Origin of the sequence: Winslowiella toletana (assembly GCF_017875465.1) — a bacterium.
GTDB lineage: Bacteria > Pseudomonadota > Gammaproteobacteria > Enterobacterales > Enterobacteriaceae > Erwinia > Erwinia toletana.
Genome location: NZ_JAGGMQ010000001.1, coordinates 4,437,828 through 4,455,609 on the forward strand (window position 1 = coordinate 4,437,828; position 17,782 = coordinate 4,455,609).

The 17,782-nt window shown below is 55.1% G+C and carries 6 protein-coding genes; 1 reads left to right on the top strand and 5 read right to left on the bottom strand.

Features of this window, described 5'->3' with window-relative positions; genetic code table 11:
- Positions 1 to 51: 51 nt before the first annotated feature.
- From J2125_RS20830 to J2125_RS20845, 4 genes are read right to left on the bottom strand one after another with little or no spacing between them, the layout of a single operon-like run.
- Positions 52 to 2,991, bottom strand: a complete 2,940-nt coding sequence (locus J2125_RS20830) for an RHS repeat domain-containing protein (protein ID WP_017801826.1) — start codon at positions 2,989 to 2,991, stop codon at positions 52 to 54.
- Positions 2,991 to 7,337 (bottom strand): SpvB/TcaC N-terminal domain-containing protein, encoded by a 4,347-nt coding sequence (locus J2125_RS20835; protein ID WP_017801827.1) that lies wholly within the window; start codon positions 7,335 to 7,337, stop codon positions 2,991 to 2,993. Before J2125_RS20835 ends, J2125_RS20830 begins: the two co-directional genes overlap by 1 nt.
- A 33-nt stretch (positions 7,338 to 7,370) precedes the next feature.
- The gene (locus J2125_RS20840) at positions 7,371 to 14,474 is read right to left on the bottom strand and encodes a Tc toxin subunit A-related protein (protein WP_209499535.1); all 7,104 of its coding nucleotides are present in this window, start codon (positions 14,472 to 14,474) and stop codon (positions 7,371 to 7,373) included.
- A 25-nt stretch (positions 14,475 to 14,499) separates the two neighbouring features.
- A complete protein-coding gene (locus J2125_RS20845; RefSeq protein WP_157819452.1) occupies positions 14,500 to 14,859 on the bottom strand; it encodes a hypothetical protein in 360 nt (119 codons plus the stop codon).
- Between J2125_RS20845 and J2125_RS20850 the strand changes: the two genes are divergently transcribed.
- Positions 14,858 to 16,330 (top strand): phospholipase D family protein, encoded by a 1,473-nt coding sequence (locus J2125_RS20850; protein WP_017801829.1) that lies wholly within the window; start codon positions 14,858 to 14,860, stop codon positions 16,328 to 16,330. The genes J2125_RS20845 and J2125_RS20850 overlap by 2 nt on opposite strands.
- A gap of 35 nt (positions 16,331 to 16,365) precedes the next feature.
- On the opposite strand, the gene mdoC is transcribed toward J2125_RS20850, so the two are convergent.
- The gene (gene mdoC, locus J2125_RS20855) at positions 16,366 to 17,529 is read right to left on the bottom strand and encodes a glucans biosynthesis protein MdoC (protein ID WP_017801830.1); all 1,164 of its coding nucleotides are present in this window, start codon (positions 17,527 to 17,529) and stop codon (positions 16,366 to 16,368) included.
- Between the last annotated feature and the right edge of the window lie 253 nt (positions 17,530 to 17,782).

Sequence of the window (17,782 nt, forward strand, 5' to 3'; positions counted from 1 at the left end):
AATAGATTGTTACCTAATGCTAAAGACATTGGGAATAATTTTTCTGGAATTCTAAAATTTTAATCTCACCGTTTTATCGGAACTACGCTGGTCATTAGCAACACCCTGAATTCTGCGAGTTTGATATTGATGCTGACTAAAAGTGACACCTGCGCCAGAGTAGCCGGTAACTGTTACTTGTGAATAACCTTTGCGTTTGAGCGCCCTGCTTAATGAAAGCGCAAATGGTGCAGTTTCTGTGGTTAACAGACCAAACAGGCTACGCCATCCTACCGTTCTCTCTTTAAAAACAGTGGTTGTTCTGAGTAACTCTTCCTCAGTGAAGGAGATCGGAGCAGTAGCGTTCGCACTGTAGCAGGCTATAACACGTATATCTTTGAAATCAGAAGGTAAGTGACCTGCAGTTAACTGCATTGCAAGAGACTCCGATGTGATCAGCCCATGCGTGAGGTTTTCATCAGCACCAAGAAAATCCATACCACTCAACCCATGCCCCAGGATATAAAGTTTGTCCTTTTCTGATAAAAGCTTTCTTAAGGCTTTTCCTGCATTGTTGCTTATAACTTTCATTTTGCTCAGAACATTTCGTTGATTGGATAATCTGTCAATCTGCTGCATAGTCTCGCTGTATATTTTAGGGGTGACAAACTCTATTAATCGTTCCTGAGTCAATAGATCAAACTGCCTGAGTTTCGACTCTATATTTTGGATGGGTTTTCGTAATTCGCTGATTCTTTCATTTAAACTAAACATTTCGCTGAGAGTGTTTTTTTCGAATTCCAGCAATGCATTCGTATCAGTAACGATAACTGGATATAACGACTTGCCTTTATTATATCGGGTTAAATTAACCCCTAATGCTTGAGTTACCATATCGGATGATCTAAGTGGGCTATAAAGATATCCTTGTTTTTCAGTCCCGTCATTGACCGTAACAGGAATCAATCCATCACCATCAAACCAGGTCACCGGACTATTCCTCACCATCCGGAACAGATTTAGCCCGTCCAGAGCACTTGCCGGGTCGGCAGATAACCACCTTCCCACCCACGGCTGATAATAGCGATAGCCAAAGTAGTACAGTCCTGTGGCATCCCGTTCTTTGCCGGAGTAACGGAGTGTTTTATAATCCGCCTCCACCTTACTGCGCGCGGTCCAGACTGCGGTGCCGCCATAGGGGTAGTACTCCTCCAGGCTGATAATCTGTCCGTCGCCATCCAGTTCCAGTTCGCTGCTGCCCAGCAGATTATCGTAGCTGTAGCGCAGCTGGTTGTCGGTGATGCCGGCCGGCAGGCCGCTTTCCCAGTTCAGCACCCGCACCTGCGCCCGGCCGGCTTCACCGACGGTGATCACCTGCAGATTCTCCTTCAGCGTATCGCCGCTTTTCAGGGTGTGCAGCTCCAGCCCCGGCAGATATACCACCCGACGCGTGTTGCTGCTGTTGCCGGTCAGCCGGGTGGTGGTTTTGACCAGCCGCAGGCTGCCGGCATCGTAACGATACACTTCGCTGTCGGATGCCTGGCCGTCGCGGCTGACCGGGGTGACTTTGCGCAGTTCATCGCGCAGCGTCCAGCTGAGGCTCTGGCCCGGCTGCAGCTGCTTCTGCTGCCCGCCAGCGCTGAACAGCGCGTCCACCTTCGCCGCATCTTCCGTCAGGGTGCTGAGTACCGCGCGGTTGCTGCGGCTGGCGACGGTCAGGGTGGTGGTATAGCTGTTGCTGCTGGCCGGCGCATGATGGCGTATCTGCGCCAGGTTGCCGCCGCGGTCATAGGTATAGCCGCGTGTCCAGGCGGCAAAGGCGTTATCATTAACCGGAAGCGGAATTTTTGCCGCGGGCAGGGGAAAGGACTGCTGGCCGCGGTCAGCCATCTCGCGCCCGGTGGCGGTAACCAGCTGGTACAGTGTGTCATAGCGGTAGCTGTTTTCCGCCACCACTTTCTGGTTGCGCCAGAAGCGGGTGGCTTCCGCCGCGTTGGTTACCTGCAGCACATTGCCCACCGGGTCGTAGGCGTAGTGCAGATCCTGCAGCACCTTCGCCCCGGCGCGGTGTCCGGCGGGGCGCTCGGTTTTGATGGCGGCCAGCCACTGATTCTGCGGGTCGTAGCTCCAGGTTGTTACCACGCCGTTGGCATGCTCCTCGCGCAGCTTCTGCCCGGCGGCGGACCAGCTGAGGGATTTAACGATAGCCTGCTCGTTGTCGCCTTTCAGCTTCAGCCAGCTGCCGCTCAGGCGTCCCGCCACATCATATTCCAGCCGCTGGATATTGCCGCGGGCATCGTTGCTGGTCAGCGGCGCGCCGCTGGCGTCAGTGGTATTCCGGCTGGTATAAGACTCTGCCGCCAGCAGATCTTTCCATGCGCTTTCATCCGCTCCCTGCCAGTCGGCCTCTTTGTTATCCGGCAGCAGCTGGCGGGTAACTGACAGCGGCGTGCCGCTCAGGGCAATGCTGGTGACCTGCTCCAGACCGGCGGTGTCGTAGTGGCGTACGCACTTACCGGCGAGGTTATATTTTTTCTCGTCATCCGTTTTGCCCGCCCAGACAAAGCGCTCGGTAATCAGCGCAGCCGCACCGGCCGGTTGTTCGGTGATACTCAGCAGGCGGCCGGGCAGGGTATTGCCTTCGTACTGCCAGCTGCGCACCACACCGCCGGCGCTGACGGCGAGATGGGGTCGATCGTTGATATCCGCTAAAGCCAGCTGATCCCCGGCATCGACACTGCTGGTTTTCAGTACTTCGCCGCTCAGGGCGCTCAGATAACTGAAGCTGGCTTTTACGCTGCTGTTGCTCTGCTGTAAGGCATACAGACGCGGATCGATACTCTGCGTAAGAAAACCGCGCGCACTGAACTGATAGCGGGTGATGCGGGTGTCCGTCTCGCCGGATTGATCCGGATGGCGGTGGTACGCTATTTCGCGCACGATCAGCCCCCGGTTGTCCTGCACGGCAACCGCGGGCGTGCCACGGTAAAGGGTGTAATCCGGGCTGCTCATCACGACGTCTCCTGTTCGATTTCCGCAGCGGTGTCATTTTCATCCTCGCTCACCACAAACCATGGCGTATACAGCCGACGGCGCAGCCAGCCTTTTGCCGTTTTTACTTCAGTTTCGCGCCCAATCGGGTCGTAATAATGGGTGTCGGCGTAGAGATCTTCGCGCGCGCTGTCGTCACGCACATATTTCCAGCCATCAAGGAAAAACGGCTGATACTGGCGCACCAGCTGGCCTTTATTGTCATATTCTGCCCGTCCGCTGATGGCCCAACGGTGAGTCGTGTTCACCTCCACCAGCTGGCCATGACTGTCCGTGCTGAGCGAGTTATCGTCATTTTGTTGCCATGCCGCGCCATTCTCCTGACGAACCGAGACCTGCAAAACCCGGCCAAAGCCATCGTTAAACACTATCTGCTGACGGATTTGCTGCGCCGGATCGCTGTCATAGCGATCCGTGGTCAGGATCACCACATGCGGCGGCATTTTAGCTCCGGCCTGCCGCGTGGTTGACCACCAGCTGTCGGCGATATAAGCAACGCATTGCGCCACCGGTAGCGAACCTTTTTTTACCAGTTCAAAGGCATCGCTGGCGCTGACGGGGATCGTTACGCTGGCGTTACTGTAACCACTCTGCTGGCCGTTCTCGGTGCCGCTAAACCGCATGGTGGTCACCCGCCCCAGCGCATCAAAGGTCACCGAGTACTGGTTATTATTGGCATCCGTTATTCGGTAAGGCTGCAGAAAGAGCCAGTTATAGTCGGCGGAGATCGTTAAACCACTGGCATCGGTAAGCTGTTTAATCGCGCAGTCATAGTCCGTACGGGTGACGGTCACCTTGCCGGTCAGCTGGGTCTCCTGATATGACACCGGCAGCCAGAAGTTATCTTTTGAGGCATAACTGAGATAACCCTGGCGCGCGACCCATAGTTTTTTGTCTTTCTCGCTGTCACGGGGAAATAAATAATCTGCCTGTTGCCAGCCCGCCTGGGTTAAATGGCTTTCCGTCACGCTCCCTGCCAGCTGGCTGACCATCTCCTGATCCAGTTCGGCGCTCTCAATAAAGGCGACGCGCGGCGGAAAAGCGGGCGCGCGGGTAGAGGGTTGTGACTGCGCATTGAGATACCAGATCTGTTGTTGCCCCGTCAGGACAGAGGGCTGTTGCGGCGCCACCAGACTGTCGCTTTTCAGCAGATGCTCCAGAGTAAGCCCGCCGGTGGGTACTGAACTGGCGGCATAAGTATAGATATCACCACGGCTGCGATCGGCCAGTCCCAGCCGCCAGATGCCGTTGGGCAGATTGCTGAGATGGTGCTGGCTGCTCTGTTGCAGCTGGAGCCGCAACCACTGTTGCTGATCGTCGTAGCTGTCGGCGAACAGCGATGCCGGTAAACTATCCGGCCACGGACTGGTCGCCGGACGTGCGCGCCGCGGATAATTGACAGTCAGCTGGCGCAGGGGCTGGCCATACTCATCACTGGTTAAGACAATCTGCTCACTGCACTGTGGATCGCTGCTGACGCGTTCATAGAGATAAGTGCGGCTTACCGCAACCGATGACCACACTACCGGATAGTTGCCTTTACTTTGCACCAGCCGTACCTGCGGACGATTCTCCGTCACGCTGTAAGGCACAGTGGCCTGGCTGCTGCCATCATGACCATAGAGTTCACTGCGCAGCAACAGGCCTCTCAGCCCGCGCTGAAGCCAGTATAGGCCGGGATTATCGGCTTCGAGCGCCTGTTCGTTGTCGCCGCTATCCGCGGTGAAACGCGGCGTGAAACCGGCAAACGCCGCCTTATCGCCCTGCCAGTACTCGTTTGTCAGCTGTTTATCCAGCTCAGGCAAACCGGTGGCGTACCAGCTGCGCTGTACTGCAGGCATACTGATCTCTTTGGCTGATCCTGCGGCGGCAACGGTATCGGTATCACTCACCTCCACCCAGCCAAAGCCGCGCAGCTCGCGCGCTTTTCGATCCCAGGCGCCGTGACGATAGCGGATGCTGCTCACCAGCAGATTGCCGGTGATTTCATCCTGCACTTCCACGCGTTGCAGACAGTGCACGGCAAACGGCAGATAACAGGAGGGAATCGGGACGCTGGTCGCCTGCGCCGCCGCTTTCTCATCCAGCCAGAACTGCGCGGAGCTGCGGTAAAAGAAGCGATGGCGCGCGCCCATATTGTTATTCATACCGCTTAACAGCCCGGATTTGGCCGTGGACAGGTTGCATAGCCAGTGGCGCGGGGTGGGGTGGGGAACGGTTAGCAGCAGACTGGCGACGCCCAGCCCCTGAAGATCCGCCAGATAGAGATAACAGGTGCGGTCATAGCGCACACCGGCTGGCAGCCGGACAGTAAAAGGGGCGGCAAAGCGGTTGCCGCACTGATTACGCCAGATTTGCAGCTGATCGCTGCGGAGATAAATCAGGTCGGTGGTGCCGGTGCCATCAATATCCGCGAGGTAGAGCTGGTCAGGGTTAAAATCGCTGACGGTAAAGCCAGGCATCGCGATGGGCTGGCCGAAACGGCCGTGTCCCAGGTTTGGCCAGTAACGTACCCCCTCTTGACGGATTTCCACCAGTTGCTGCTGTCCGCTGCCTGCCATATCACTAAAGGCGACCAGCGCCCGGGCATCTGCACCGGGCACGGGCAGGGTGATATCTTCAGACTGCACCACGGTTTTGCCACGCGCCCAGCCGTCACCTTGTGCGGCATAGAGCCGCACGCTGCGTGGTCCTATTAACAGCATATCGCTCAGACCGGCGCCGAGGATATCCGCCAGCTGCGCGCGCGGATGGCGGTATTCCGTCGGCAGCGCCGCTAAGGGTGTAAAGTGCAGCCATCCGCTTTCAGGCGTGCGCTGATAGCGACCGGCAATGCCAGGGGCGGTGATCACCCATTCCAGATAACCGTCGCCATTGAGATCAGCGAGCGTACCACCGGCGCGCGCTGCAGGGATAACCGGCACCGGCGTGGCGTTGCCCCAGCTGACGGCATCAGAAACATTACCCGCTTGCCGCTCGGGTGCGCGATACCACCAGCCGCCGCTGTCCTGGTACAGAATCCCCGCCATGCCTTCGCCATTCAGATCCACCAGTTGCCAGGGTTGCAGCGGATTCAGGCCGCCCAGCGCCTGCGGTTGCCAGCTCACATTAGTGGGAGTGTCAAAGGAGTGCCAGTAGAACTCATGCTGCGGCAACTGGCGCAGGGTCCGCGTACCTTGCTCATAAGCCATCTGCTGCAGCCAGTTGAGGGTGGTTAACGAGGCATTTTCATTATAATCCAGCAACAGGCGTGAAATAAGCTCCAGCGGCTCACCTTCATTTTTGGAGCCTTTCAGCGTATTAAGACGGTGAAACAGCAGCACCTGGCGCGCCAGGCGGCGTGTGCGCAGATTAAAGCCGTACTGATAACGGGAAAATACGTCTCTGCGATATGCCCAGTCGCCGTAGGTAGGCCGTTGCCAGGAAGGGGGGCTTTCTTTGCTGGTAACCCGCACGCCGTAGTCAATTTTTACCACAAATATCCAGTCATACTCGCGCACTTGGGTGGTTAGCGCGGGTAAACTGCGTGCGGCTTTTTTATTACCGTAGTAAGCGGCGACCAGATAGCGCTGTGCACCATCATAGGCTCGGCTGTCGGTGTCGATTTCTGCGGCGCTGCCGGCATCAGGATGGGCTTTGAGTTCTGCAGCGTCACAGCCTTTGTTATCTTCGCCGCGATACTGATAATAAATTTGTTCGCCGCTGGCTGAGACGGAGGATTCCAGTAACCAGGCGGCGGTGTGCGCATGGTTCTGCGGATCCCAGATGCGTGCCTGCGGGTTTCGTCCCAGCATGTGTACCTGGCCATCCGGGAGGTACAGTACCCAGAAGTCCAGTCCGGAACCACCGTCTGGCGTCCAGTACTCCAGACGACTGAAATCGCTTTCGCTGCGCGAGCGGTAACTGCGTACGGTGAATTTCCCCAGCGTGTCGCCACCTTCCAGTAAACTGCTGGCGGTACGCTTCTCTTCTCCGCTGCTGGTCTGTACCGCAACCAGCACTTCGCCATCTGGCCCGATAAACTCATCGCTAACATCATACAGCGGCACGCCTTTATCGCTGCGCCGCCGTACTGACGGCAGATCCAGATCCCAGCCAATACCAAAAGGACCGTTGCCGCGCTGGCTATGGTAGCTAAGCGCCAGCGCCGGGGCGTAACCGCGCCCGCTGCTGACGGGCAAGGCAATACTCAGGCTGGCGGCGCCGTCAGGAGCGGCGACCGGGGTATCGCTTTTCAACCCGCTAATCGCTCCGCCGCCGGAGGGCAATGAGGGTGGGTTAAGGCGTAACGCTTCAGTGGTTTGCATTATCTCCTCCCTGCGGGCCGCAGACAGACGCGTTTAGCTGATAATGGTGTAGCGAATATGCAGAATGATATCGTTCAGGCTCAGTAGCAGATCTTTCTGCTTACTGGTGGCGTCAGGGAAGCTCAGGGTAAAGGTACCGGTGTCATTGACCGGGATCCCTTCAAACGGCAGCCAGCGGCTGTCGTTAAAGTTAAGCAGGAACTGACCGCTGTCATCCAACCCTTGTGAGACCGCCAGCGCATTACAGCCACGCGGCAGCATACTGGCGCGACCGCCGCTATAGCTGAGCACGGCGCGAATATCCTGGTAAGGGCCTACCAGCGCGGGCAGAGTGACGCCGATTTGTTTAATCCGCCGGGTTTTACCCACCAGTGCATCCGGATAATCGTTCTGGATCTGCAAATCAGCCAGTTTCAGCGCGACCTGCAACCGTTTGTCGTTGGTCATCGACGGATTACCGCTGTTGTCCTCTTTATCCGCAGTAATCAGCGCCCTGATTTTATCCGCCAGTTTGTCATCAAGCGTCGTCAGGCAGACCGTGCGTACCACCTCTTTTTCCCGCTCCTCTTTTTGCAGGTAACTCTGCTCCATCTGCAACAGATTTAGCATCAGGGTTTCACCCGCCAGCAGCCCCGCCCAGGCGCCTTGCCATGCGCCGGGTTTAATAAAGCTGGCTTCCGCATCACTGACATTTAATGCCCATTTATAACTCTCCTGTGCCATCAGACAGCGGGAGACAGATAAGTCATAGAACTGGTAGTAAATTGCCGCCAGCCTGCCGCGCAACCAGTTATACAACGCCCGGTTGCTGAACTTATTCTGCAAAAATTGCAGCTGAGCCTGGGTCTGCACCTGCTGGGTTTCCAGCCAGGTTTTCTGTAACAGCGCGCCTTCGCGCCGCACTGCCAGCGTTTCCAGCTGCGCATCAATCTGCTTCACTTCCGCTTCGGCATTGTTACGCTGGATCTCCCACTCCTCACGGCGGCGGCGATAGGTTTCGGACTGGCTGGCTTTCTCGGCGCTAATGCGTTTTACCGTGGCGGTAATTTCCAGCCCGATACCGACGCCGCGCGGGATTGCGCCCCAGCTGCCACCGCCATTCGCCAGACCGAAGATATTAGGCAGGGCATCGGCGATAGCGGCTGCGGTATAGGTGCTGCTGGAACTCATTGAGAACCAGGCGGAATCAGCAAACAGATCCATCGCCTCTTTCTCCATGCGGTTGACGTCCTCCTCATACAGCCGGGTGTAACTTTCGAAGCGCGACTGCGCACCCGCGCGGCTCTGTTGCAGCGCCTGACGATCGGCCGCGATTTCAGCAATTGCGCTGTCCTGCATGGCGATATTCTGTCGGGCCAGTTCGCTGCCCTGGTTTTGCAGCAACTCGGCCAGCGCTTCTGCATCCTGGCGTTCAATCATCGACAGCAGGGCGCCGCCAAACTGGCTGAGCTGGTTGACCAGGCTTCTGGCGCGTTCAAGGATTTCCGGAAAACGGTATACCGGCATTTGCGCCGCCGGCAGGGTTGCGCCTCCCTGGGCGGCGTGAACCGCCGCGCTGAGCAGTGCTGCGGGTTCCAGCGGTGTGGCGTAGAGGGGTAGCGACAGCGGCTGGCCATCAATCGAGAGATGATGGCGCAGGTTGAACAGCCGCTGTTCCAGCGTACGCCAGTAAAGCTGCAGTTTTTCATTTAGCTGCGGTAAAAACAGTGTACTAAGGCTGCTACTGGAGGCTGAGGCCGCCGGTAATGTCTCTGCGCGCACCACCAGCATTGCCTGCAGGGCAAGAAGTTGCAGGGTCTGCGCTGCAGCGGCTTGCAGGGTCGGATTTGACCAGCGGGTACTCTCCGCCAGGAAGGGCTCGTCACCCATAATCGCCAGCGCCTGCATATACCACATTTGTGCTTCATGCAGCGTGTCTGGCTCCAGCTGGCGATAGGCCGTGTCGCCGCGCGCAATCAGCAGATCCAGCGTGCGCATAAAGGTGGCGACTTTATAGTGCATCGGATCCGCCTGCGCAACGGCATCCGGATCAACCGAATCCAGCGGATCGCTATTCCAGGTAGTGTCTTCTTCCAGCGGGCGTACATTCCACTTATAAGCGGCAGGCTGGCCATTCACCACGTAACCTTCGGGGCTCCAGATAAATTTTATCCAGCGCGTTGCTTCATCATAACGTTGCTCCTGCAACAGGCGCTGAAACACCATCATTGGCGCGTAATAAAACATTTCCCAGAAATAGAGCGCATTGGCGCCGCTAAAATCCATCGGTTCGCTATCCATCGTCTCAAACAGCCGGGTGGTCAGTCCTCTGGTCCGGCTGGCATTTTCGCTGTCGGCGACAAACTTAGTGGCATCAGCATTGTATTTAAACTGCTGCATGGTCGTGTAGCTGCTGGTGAGATTGGCATCTGAATAGATTACGCCGAGATAAAGAATATCCTTCTCACTACCGGTTTTCGCGGTGTTATACGGCAGAAACAGAGTCAGGCTGTTGCTACGATCGGCAGATAATTTGCCTGCTGCGCAAAGATGTAAAGGCCGCCCGGAGCCGATGTTATCTGCGCCGCCAACATAGTAAAGCTGATAGCTGCCATTGCCATGCAGCGAACTGCTGTAGCGGCCAAAATCTACCTGGACATAACTGCCTGGCCCCAGTTGCGGTTCGGCTAAATACTGGGTCTCCATGGAGAGCACTGCATTTAACCCGCGACTGGCTCTCGCCACTAACTGACGGGCAAACAGGGTATTTATGCGGGTGCGCCAGGGGCCATTTTGCAGATATTGCTCACCTTTCTCGCCTTTAATAATCAGGAAAGGGGGAAGGTCTAATTGCTGACTAATCGTCAGTGAACCCCATTGCAGCGCAATGGCGACATTGTGATACTCGCTCATTTCAATGGTGAGTCTGAAACTGACCTCGGCTTTGCCATCAACAAACTCCGCGAGGGGAATGTCCAGTTTCACTCCCCGGAAGGGATAGATAGTGCCGGAAAATTGCTGTGCTGGCAGTGTCTGCCCTTTATCCTGAATATCCTGTTTTGCATCAAAAAATTTTATTGTATTGCCGACCGTTGCCCGGATTTTAATTTCCGAGGCTGCAAAGCCGGTTTTTAGCTTCCAGCCGCCGAATGCCACGGTGGCAGACTTATTATTATCATTAAGATACATACTCGCATTCATCAGGGCATCATTATCAGGATACTTATCCTGATTAAGCGCGACGTAAAGTGCCGTGCTGGTTGAGGTGAAAGTGTGAGCCGGGGTTAATGCCGGCCACTTTACTTCCAGACCTGATGCGGACGCCTCGCGATACACCAGGATCCTGCCGCTGGTCATACTGTTCTGTTTCAGGTGGTACACGGGAAAAATGCGCTTGCCGGAACTGTTGCCACTGTCCAGCGCAAAATTTTCGTAAATATAGAAGCTATCGCCCATATTATTATTGGCGAGGTTTTTCAATATGTTGCAGGCGATATCATACCTGCCAGCCATACTCTGGAAGACCACCCTGAGATCACAGTCAAATGACAGGGTTAAGTTATTATCCTGGCTGGCAGGGGCGATCTTACAGTTATATAACCGGCTTTGAGAAAGGGTGGCCAGAAAGCCTGGCTCGAGGGTGGCGCTACTCAGTGTCACAGTGGCTGGCGCCGAGTAATTTATGATATAGGGCTGATTGATCTTTTTTTGTACGGTGGTGTCAAACTGTTGCCACACGGCGGTCCGGTAAGCGCCAGGATTGCTGAGAAGGGTGGTGAGATGGTCGGGATTAATCAGCAAGCCAATGGTGGGCGTCGATTTATTCTCCTCGTCTTTGGCTTTTAGCTCATAGAAAAGAACAATCAGCGAGCCACTGGTTTCATCACGGGAGCAGTACATGCCCATCGCATTGATTTTAGTCAACTCGTCAGCTTTAAAGTAATCAGAGAGTTTAACCGTGGTGATAATATTCCAGGTGCCATCATGGCGAATAAATGTATATTTCAGCTCATGGCTGGCGATACGTTTACTGCTGTTGCTGTCATCGGCATCGGCGATCTCTTTTTCTTCCAGCCAGACCGAATAGAGTCGCGAATTAAATACCACCGGACGCACCAGATTATTTTTCGCCTGCATGCCGGTGGTGATCTCTTTCCATTCACTCCATGCGTTGGCGGGATATTTTCCTGCGTCGAACAGGTTTTGATTAAGTGTGCGCCAGTAATAATTTTCATCGTTAACGGATTTCCCCACCAGATAAGTTATGCCGCTATTAATACTGTTGTTATCGTGAAAACCGCTCACCACCTCCAGATTCGCCACCTGTTCAAAACGGGTCATATAGGTTTTAAAGGCGTCTTCTACCGTATCGCTGGTCAGCTGACTCTGGCTGATGGATTGCAGCATCTCATCCATCATCGCGGTCTGGCCGTGGCGCACCGTGGGGTCAAGGTAGTTTTCGGGGTAGTAAACCAGCCGTGAAACCCCTGCCCAGCTGCTGTAACGTTTGTTGTAACTGTCCCAGAACTGGAAGAAGTTACGTGAACGTACCGTGCTGACCACCCCCTCCTCCAGGCCGGTTAGTGCCCGGTTGATATACAGCTGCATACTGGCAATCGCTGCCGCCAGTGGGGTGGTTTTTACCTGCGCGGAGACCTGGTTATCGAGCAACAGGTAGTTATACAGTTGATTGCGGTCAATCACCCAGCTGGGGGTAATGTTTTTATTCTGGATAGCATAGGCGCTGAACGCGGCGCTGCTGCTTTCATCCAGCTGATGCTGTAACTGCACGCCTTGCTGGCTGTTGAGTCCGGCCTGCAACGCTGTGGCGATCTTTTTCCAGTCGTCATACGCCGGTACCGGGGCGGAGCTGGCCAGCAGTCGGGCGACATCTTCCGGAGCGATAGCCAGGCTGGTGGCGATATTTAACCACTGTAGCGTCTCGTCCACCTCAATCCAGCTGTTAAAGGTTGTAGCGTTTTTTCTGACCTGGTTTAGCCCCTGTATTACCCACTGTTCATCAACGTTGAGCGCCTGCGCCAGCAGTACTGGCGTCAGCGTTTTGCCGCTTAAGGCGCCCAGCACTTCGCTCGCGAGGGTCTGGCACTGCTGCAGCCAGTAATGAAAGCGCGCCAGGCTATATACCGTGACGATAGTATGTGGCAGCACCTCTGCGCTCTGAAAGAATGTTGGCTGCGTCACTGCCAGTGACAGCTCGCTGGCGGATAGTTTCAGCGTACGTGCGATCAGCGCCAGTTGCGCCAGTACATGGCAATAGGGCGCCAGTCTGGCAGACTGTGGGTTGGTAAGCAGCAGATTAAGAAACGCCAGCACATCGAGGCTTTGTGGTTTCAGCCCGTTTAGCCAGTACAGAATGGCGTGGGCGGTCTCTGCGGAATCCAGTTGCATCGCGGCGGCAATATAGGGGGCGGCCAGCGTCAGTGCGTTATCGCTGGTTAATTGCTGACCGGCAAGGCCATTTTGCAGGGTAGCGATAAGATTACTGAACTCTGGCGTCAGCGTACTGTTGCTACTGGCGGTGGCCATCAACAGCAGATCGCTGACGGACAGCGAGGCCGCTTGTAGCCAGCGGCTGTACTGGCTAAGGAAGCTAACCAGACTGACCAGATCCCCGGCGCTCAGGCTGCCCAGCGCGCGGCCTGACCAGCTGGGGGAGAGTGATAACAGCACGCTCAGCTCAATAATACTGAGACCATGGCTGCTGGCCAGCAGCCGCGCCCGGTACAACGCGGAGAGGCTGGACAGCGTGTTTTTGAATGCCGCCGGGCTGGCTTTGCCATCCACCAGCGCCCATAACAGATAAAGCGCACTGTCGCTGACTTGCAAGGCGCGTTTCAGCACGCCGGTGCGAAATGTGTCAGTGATTTTGCCAGGGGTCAGCACCACATCAGCGTTGTCATCTGAAAATGTCTGATTGTCCAGCAGTGGCCGGTTAAACAGCTGGTCAAACTGACTGGGCAGTTCACCCACACTGATTTTGCTGATGGCGGCGCCAGAGAGGATCCAGGCGTCAGAGACATCAATTGCGTAATACTGGCAATAGTATTGTATCCACAGTAACTGGCTGACTATCGCATCGGTGATATTGAATTGATTGTTGTTACTGGCAATCACGCGCCAGATATCTGCCGCCGCCATGCCGCCAGCTTTACTGAAGCGGATAAGCTTGTTGAGTTGCAGCATAGCGAGGGCGGTGATCTGCAACGGGTCGAAGTTATTATCATACTGGCGCATAACCGCATAGTATGTCGTCAGTTGCTCTTCAGTGAGTTGATAATAACGTGCCAGAAACACGGGGTTACGCAGGGTCTCTATGGTGATGGCGCCAAAGTTATCTTTAAACTGCTGAGCTGATGATCCCGAACTCAGCGTTTCAGTCAGGATGCTGTATAACTCAGGTGAGAGACCTGCGGCAACGCGCAACAGAGCTTCGGCGCCTGCAGGCTTGATCACCCCGGCATTACGCGATGACAGATCCAGCGTTTTATCGCGCAACAACAGACTGTAATGGGCGGTGGTAAACGGCAAATGAAAGGGCGTCGCGCCGGAAAAACGCCAGCTGGCGAGCAGTTTGCGTACCTCTTCCGCCGTTTTGCTGATTTTTTTACTGATAACATCCAGCGTCAGCTGGTTGCTGAGCGTCAGCGTTGAGACTTCATCATCCATATTGCGCTGTGACAGCACCAGGCCAGCCAGGTCCGGGCGACGGGTAGTCAGCCGGTATTCCGCGTTTTCTGGATGCAGATTGATCCCTTCGCGATAGAGCTCGGTAAGGTAGCAGGCGGGCGAAAACATGGAGGCCACTACGCCTGGTTTGACATATTTACTGGCGCGGCCGCCAAACAGTTCATCATAGCCCAGCTGTTCGGCGTTCTGCTGGATAGCGAGGCGAACCGCGTGCGCCAGTTGCGGGTTGGCGTGGCTTAAAATTCGTGCTTCGCTGAAGGTGTTCTGTTTAAGGGCTTCCTGCGCCTGCTGGTATAGGAAATTTTCTTCGCTCCAGGCCAGAGTATCACCAGCCAGCGCGTCCACCTCCGGCAACGAACGGATCATAATATCGGGCAGGGTGACTTTGGGCTTACTCTGGCGTTGAAGCTGACTGTTAAGTTTTTCCAGAACCTCATCGGTACGATACATTTGGCTGACCCTCTTCGTGGTTTTATCAGGTTGCCAGCCCCCCAGCAGTCTGACGCGGATCTCTTCGCGGTGCTGGGAGCATTTTGAGAGAATTATTTGCCAGTACTGAGGGGTTATCCATTAGCAAACAAAGTGTTGCCGTTGCGTATTTGAGTGATTTCAGTTTGTTAGTAAAATGATTTTTTGGTGGTTTTATATTGCGTGATGCTTTTTTATGGTTTTTTTGACCAGATAAATCATGTTTGTATAGTGTTATTTTGCGTTTTTTGGTTTTTTTATAGTTGTTGACGCCATTTGGTTTTTTTTGCGGGAAGACTCTAATACTGTGGATGCTTGTTGCCGGATGCGGGTCGACAGGCCGCGACTCACGACAAGGAATCATCATGTCCGAAGCTTTTGCCGCCGATGCTGATCGGGAGGATCCGCGCCACGCCACCCGGCTGGCGCGTGCGATTACGCCGCGGGTGGCGCGCCATCCGCACCAGAGCGGCATCTATCCGCTGGGTGAGGGACTGGATGCTTTTGCCGCGCGTTATCTGCTGATTTCGATGGCGGAACGTACCCTCGACGTGCAGTACTATATCTGGCAAAACGATATGTCTGGCCGTTTGCTGTTCAGCGCCTTGCTGGATGCGGCGGAGCGCGGCGTAAAGGTGCGCCTGCTGCTGGATGATAACAACACCATGGGGCTGGACCAGACCCTGAGTGCGTTAAACCGCCATCCTGATATCGAGGTGCGGCTGTTTAATCCGTTCTCGTTTCGCACCCTGCGTGCGCTGGGTTATCTCACCGATTTCGCTCGCCTTAACCGCCGCATGCATAACAAGAGTTTTACCGTTGATGGTATCGCCTCGATTGTCGGCGGCCGCAATATCGGCGATGAATATTTCGCGGTCGGTGATGAACCGCTGTTTTCCGATCTTGATGTATTAGCCGTCGGCCCGGTGGTGGCGGAGGTCAGCGCGGATTTTGAGCGTTACTGGCGTAGCCGCGCCGTCTCGTCACTGCGGTCGGTGGTGGAGCCGGACGGCGACGATCGTCATTCGGCGGTGCGTCTGCCGGAAGCCTGGCGCGACAGTCCGCAGGTGCAGCAATATCTGCAACGGCTGGATAATTCCTCTTTCGCTGCGCAGCTGGAAAGCGGCGACCTGAAGTTAACCTGGGCAAATACCCGTTTGCTCAGTGACGATCCGCGTAAAGGTCTGGGCCGCGCCCGCGCCTCCTCCCTGTTGCCGCAGCGGATGCTGGAAGTGATCGGCGTGCCACAGCAGCAGTTCGATATAATCTCGGCCTATTTTGTGCCGACGCGCGCCGGGGTGGCGCAGTTACTGGCATTAAAACGACGCGGGGTGAGAATCGCCATTCTGACCAATTCGCTGGCGGCTAACGATGTCTCGGTGGTGCATGCCGGTTATGCCAAATGGCGCAAAAAGTTATTACGCCGTGGCATTGAGTTGTATGAGTTAAAACCGCACAACGATAACCGTGATGCGCCGCACGATCGCGGCCTGACCGGGAATTCCGGCTCCAGCCTGCATGCCAAAACCTTTAGTGTCGACAATAAGAAGGTGTTTATTGGCTCGTTTAATTTTGATCCGCGTTCGGCGGTGCTGAATACTGAAATGGGATTTGTGATCGAAAGCGAGCAGCTGGCGATCTCGGTGCATCAGCGTTTTGTCAGCCGCCTGCATGATAAAGCGTGGAAGCTGCGGCTCGATAAATGGGGGCGGGTTAACTGGATCGAGTTCGAAGGCGAAGCGGGGGAGGTGGTGCATAAGCACGAGCCACGCACCCGCTTTATACAGCGGCTGCTGGTGCGGCTGGTATGGCGACTGCCGGTGGAGTGGTTGTTGTAATCAAAACGGCGAGGGTGATCCCTCGCCGGAGTGAATCAGGATTTCGCCGCCTGCGGCGCTTTGGCCGCCCGTTGCGGCTTACCGGAGAACAGGAAGCGCAGCAACGGAATACGCAGATGAATCTCATACAGTATAAAGGCGATGCCGAAGACCGCGATCAGGCCAATAAAGAAGCCCAGGGTATTATTGCTAATCAACGGCGTAATAAAGATGCCATACAGTAGCGTTAAAGGATGGTGCACCAGATAGATAAACAGTGACGCATTAACCAGATAGGTAATGCGCGGTGAATGTGAGTTCAGCAGCTTATAGCCGAAGGAAAACACCACATTCACCATCCAGATCCCCATCAGCATGCTGACCAGCGTCTCAATCTCATACAGCCAGCCCTCACCGACGTTGTAGCGTTTATTCAGCATATAGGCGACCAGCGCCAGGCAGGAGCCAACCAGTGTCCATGGATTAAACTTCACAAACAGCGCTTTAATCGCCGGATGTTTCCACGCCAGCGCGCCCAGCATAAAGAACGGCAGATAGAACAGCGTCTGCATGACGGCAAAATTAAACAGGCCATCCATCAGCAGATTCGGCTGGAAAATAAATACCAGGCGACGAATACAACCCCAGATCAGACCAAAACCAACAAAACTCAGCGTAAGTTTGCGCCAGTTTAGCTCGGAATAGTCTGCTTTTGTTCCTTTATCACTGTGGCGATCGCGCAGCAATTTGAACGCCAGCATGCCGAGCGTGGTGAGGATCACCAGCACCAGCAAAAACCATAAATGGGATACCAGATTCCACACCAGCGCATTGTACTTTTCATACAGTGAAAAGCTGTTCCAGTCGCCGATGGCCGGGGTCCAGTGTTTCAGCAAAAAGAACTGCGGCAGGGTCAGCAGCGGCACGGCGGTAAGCATCGGGATCGCCACGCGTTCGACGCGCATCTTCAGCCAGTGCCCCGGCTGGTAGCGCAGGTAGAGCATATAAGAGAAGTAGCCGGAAATAACAAAGAACACCTGCATGCGGAAGGCATGGATAAAGTCATTGAGCGTCGTCAGCCAGAAGGTCGGCTCGGCGCTGTTGACCGCCCATTGCTGACTGGAATAGATCAGCGACAGATGAAAGGGCACACCGAGTAGCATCAGATAAGCTCGAATTGAATCGAGGAAATATTCGCGCTGTGGTTTTTTTATACTCATAGATGTCCATTTATTTATCAGTTTCACCTCTGATTCGCCCTGAATCAGCCTAAAGCATGGGCTTACTTTACTGTAGCAACAAAGAGTATACTATCAGCCGAATCCGTATCGTCTAAACGCTTGAGAAATCGGCGCTTAGAGGAAAGCAACAAGGGAACATAATCCCGCTCAGGCTGTCGGAAACCTGAATTATCCATTAAGATTGATGGGATTGAATTAAGCACCCGAAAGGGGGGGATGTGCTAATTAACAT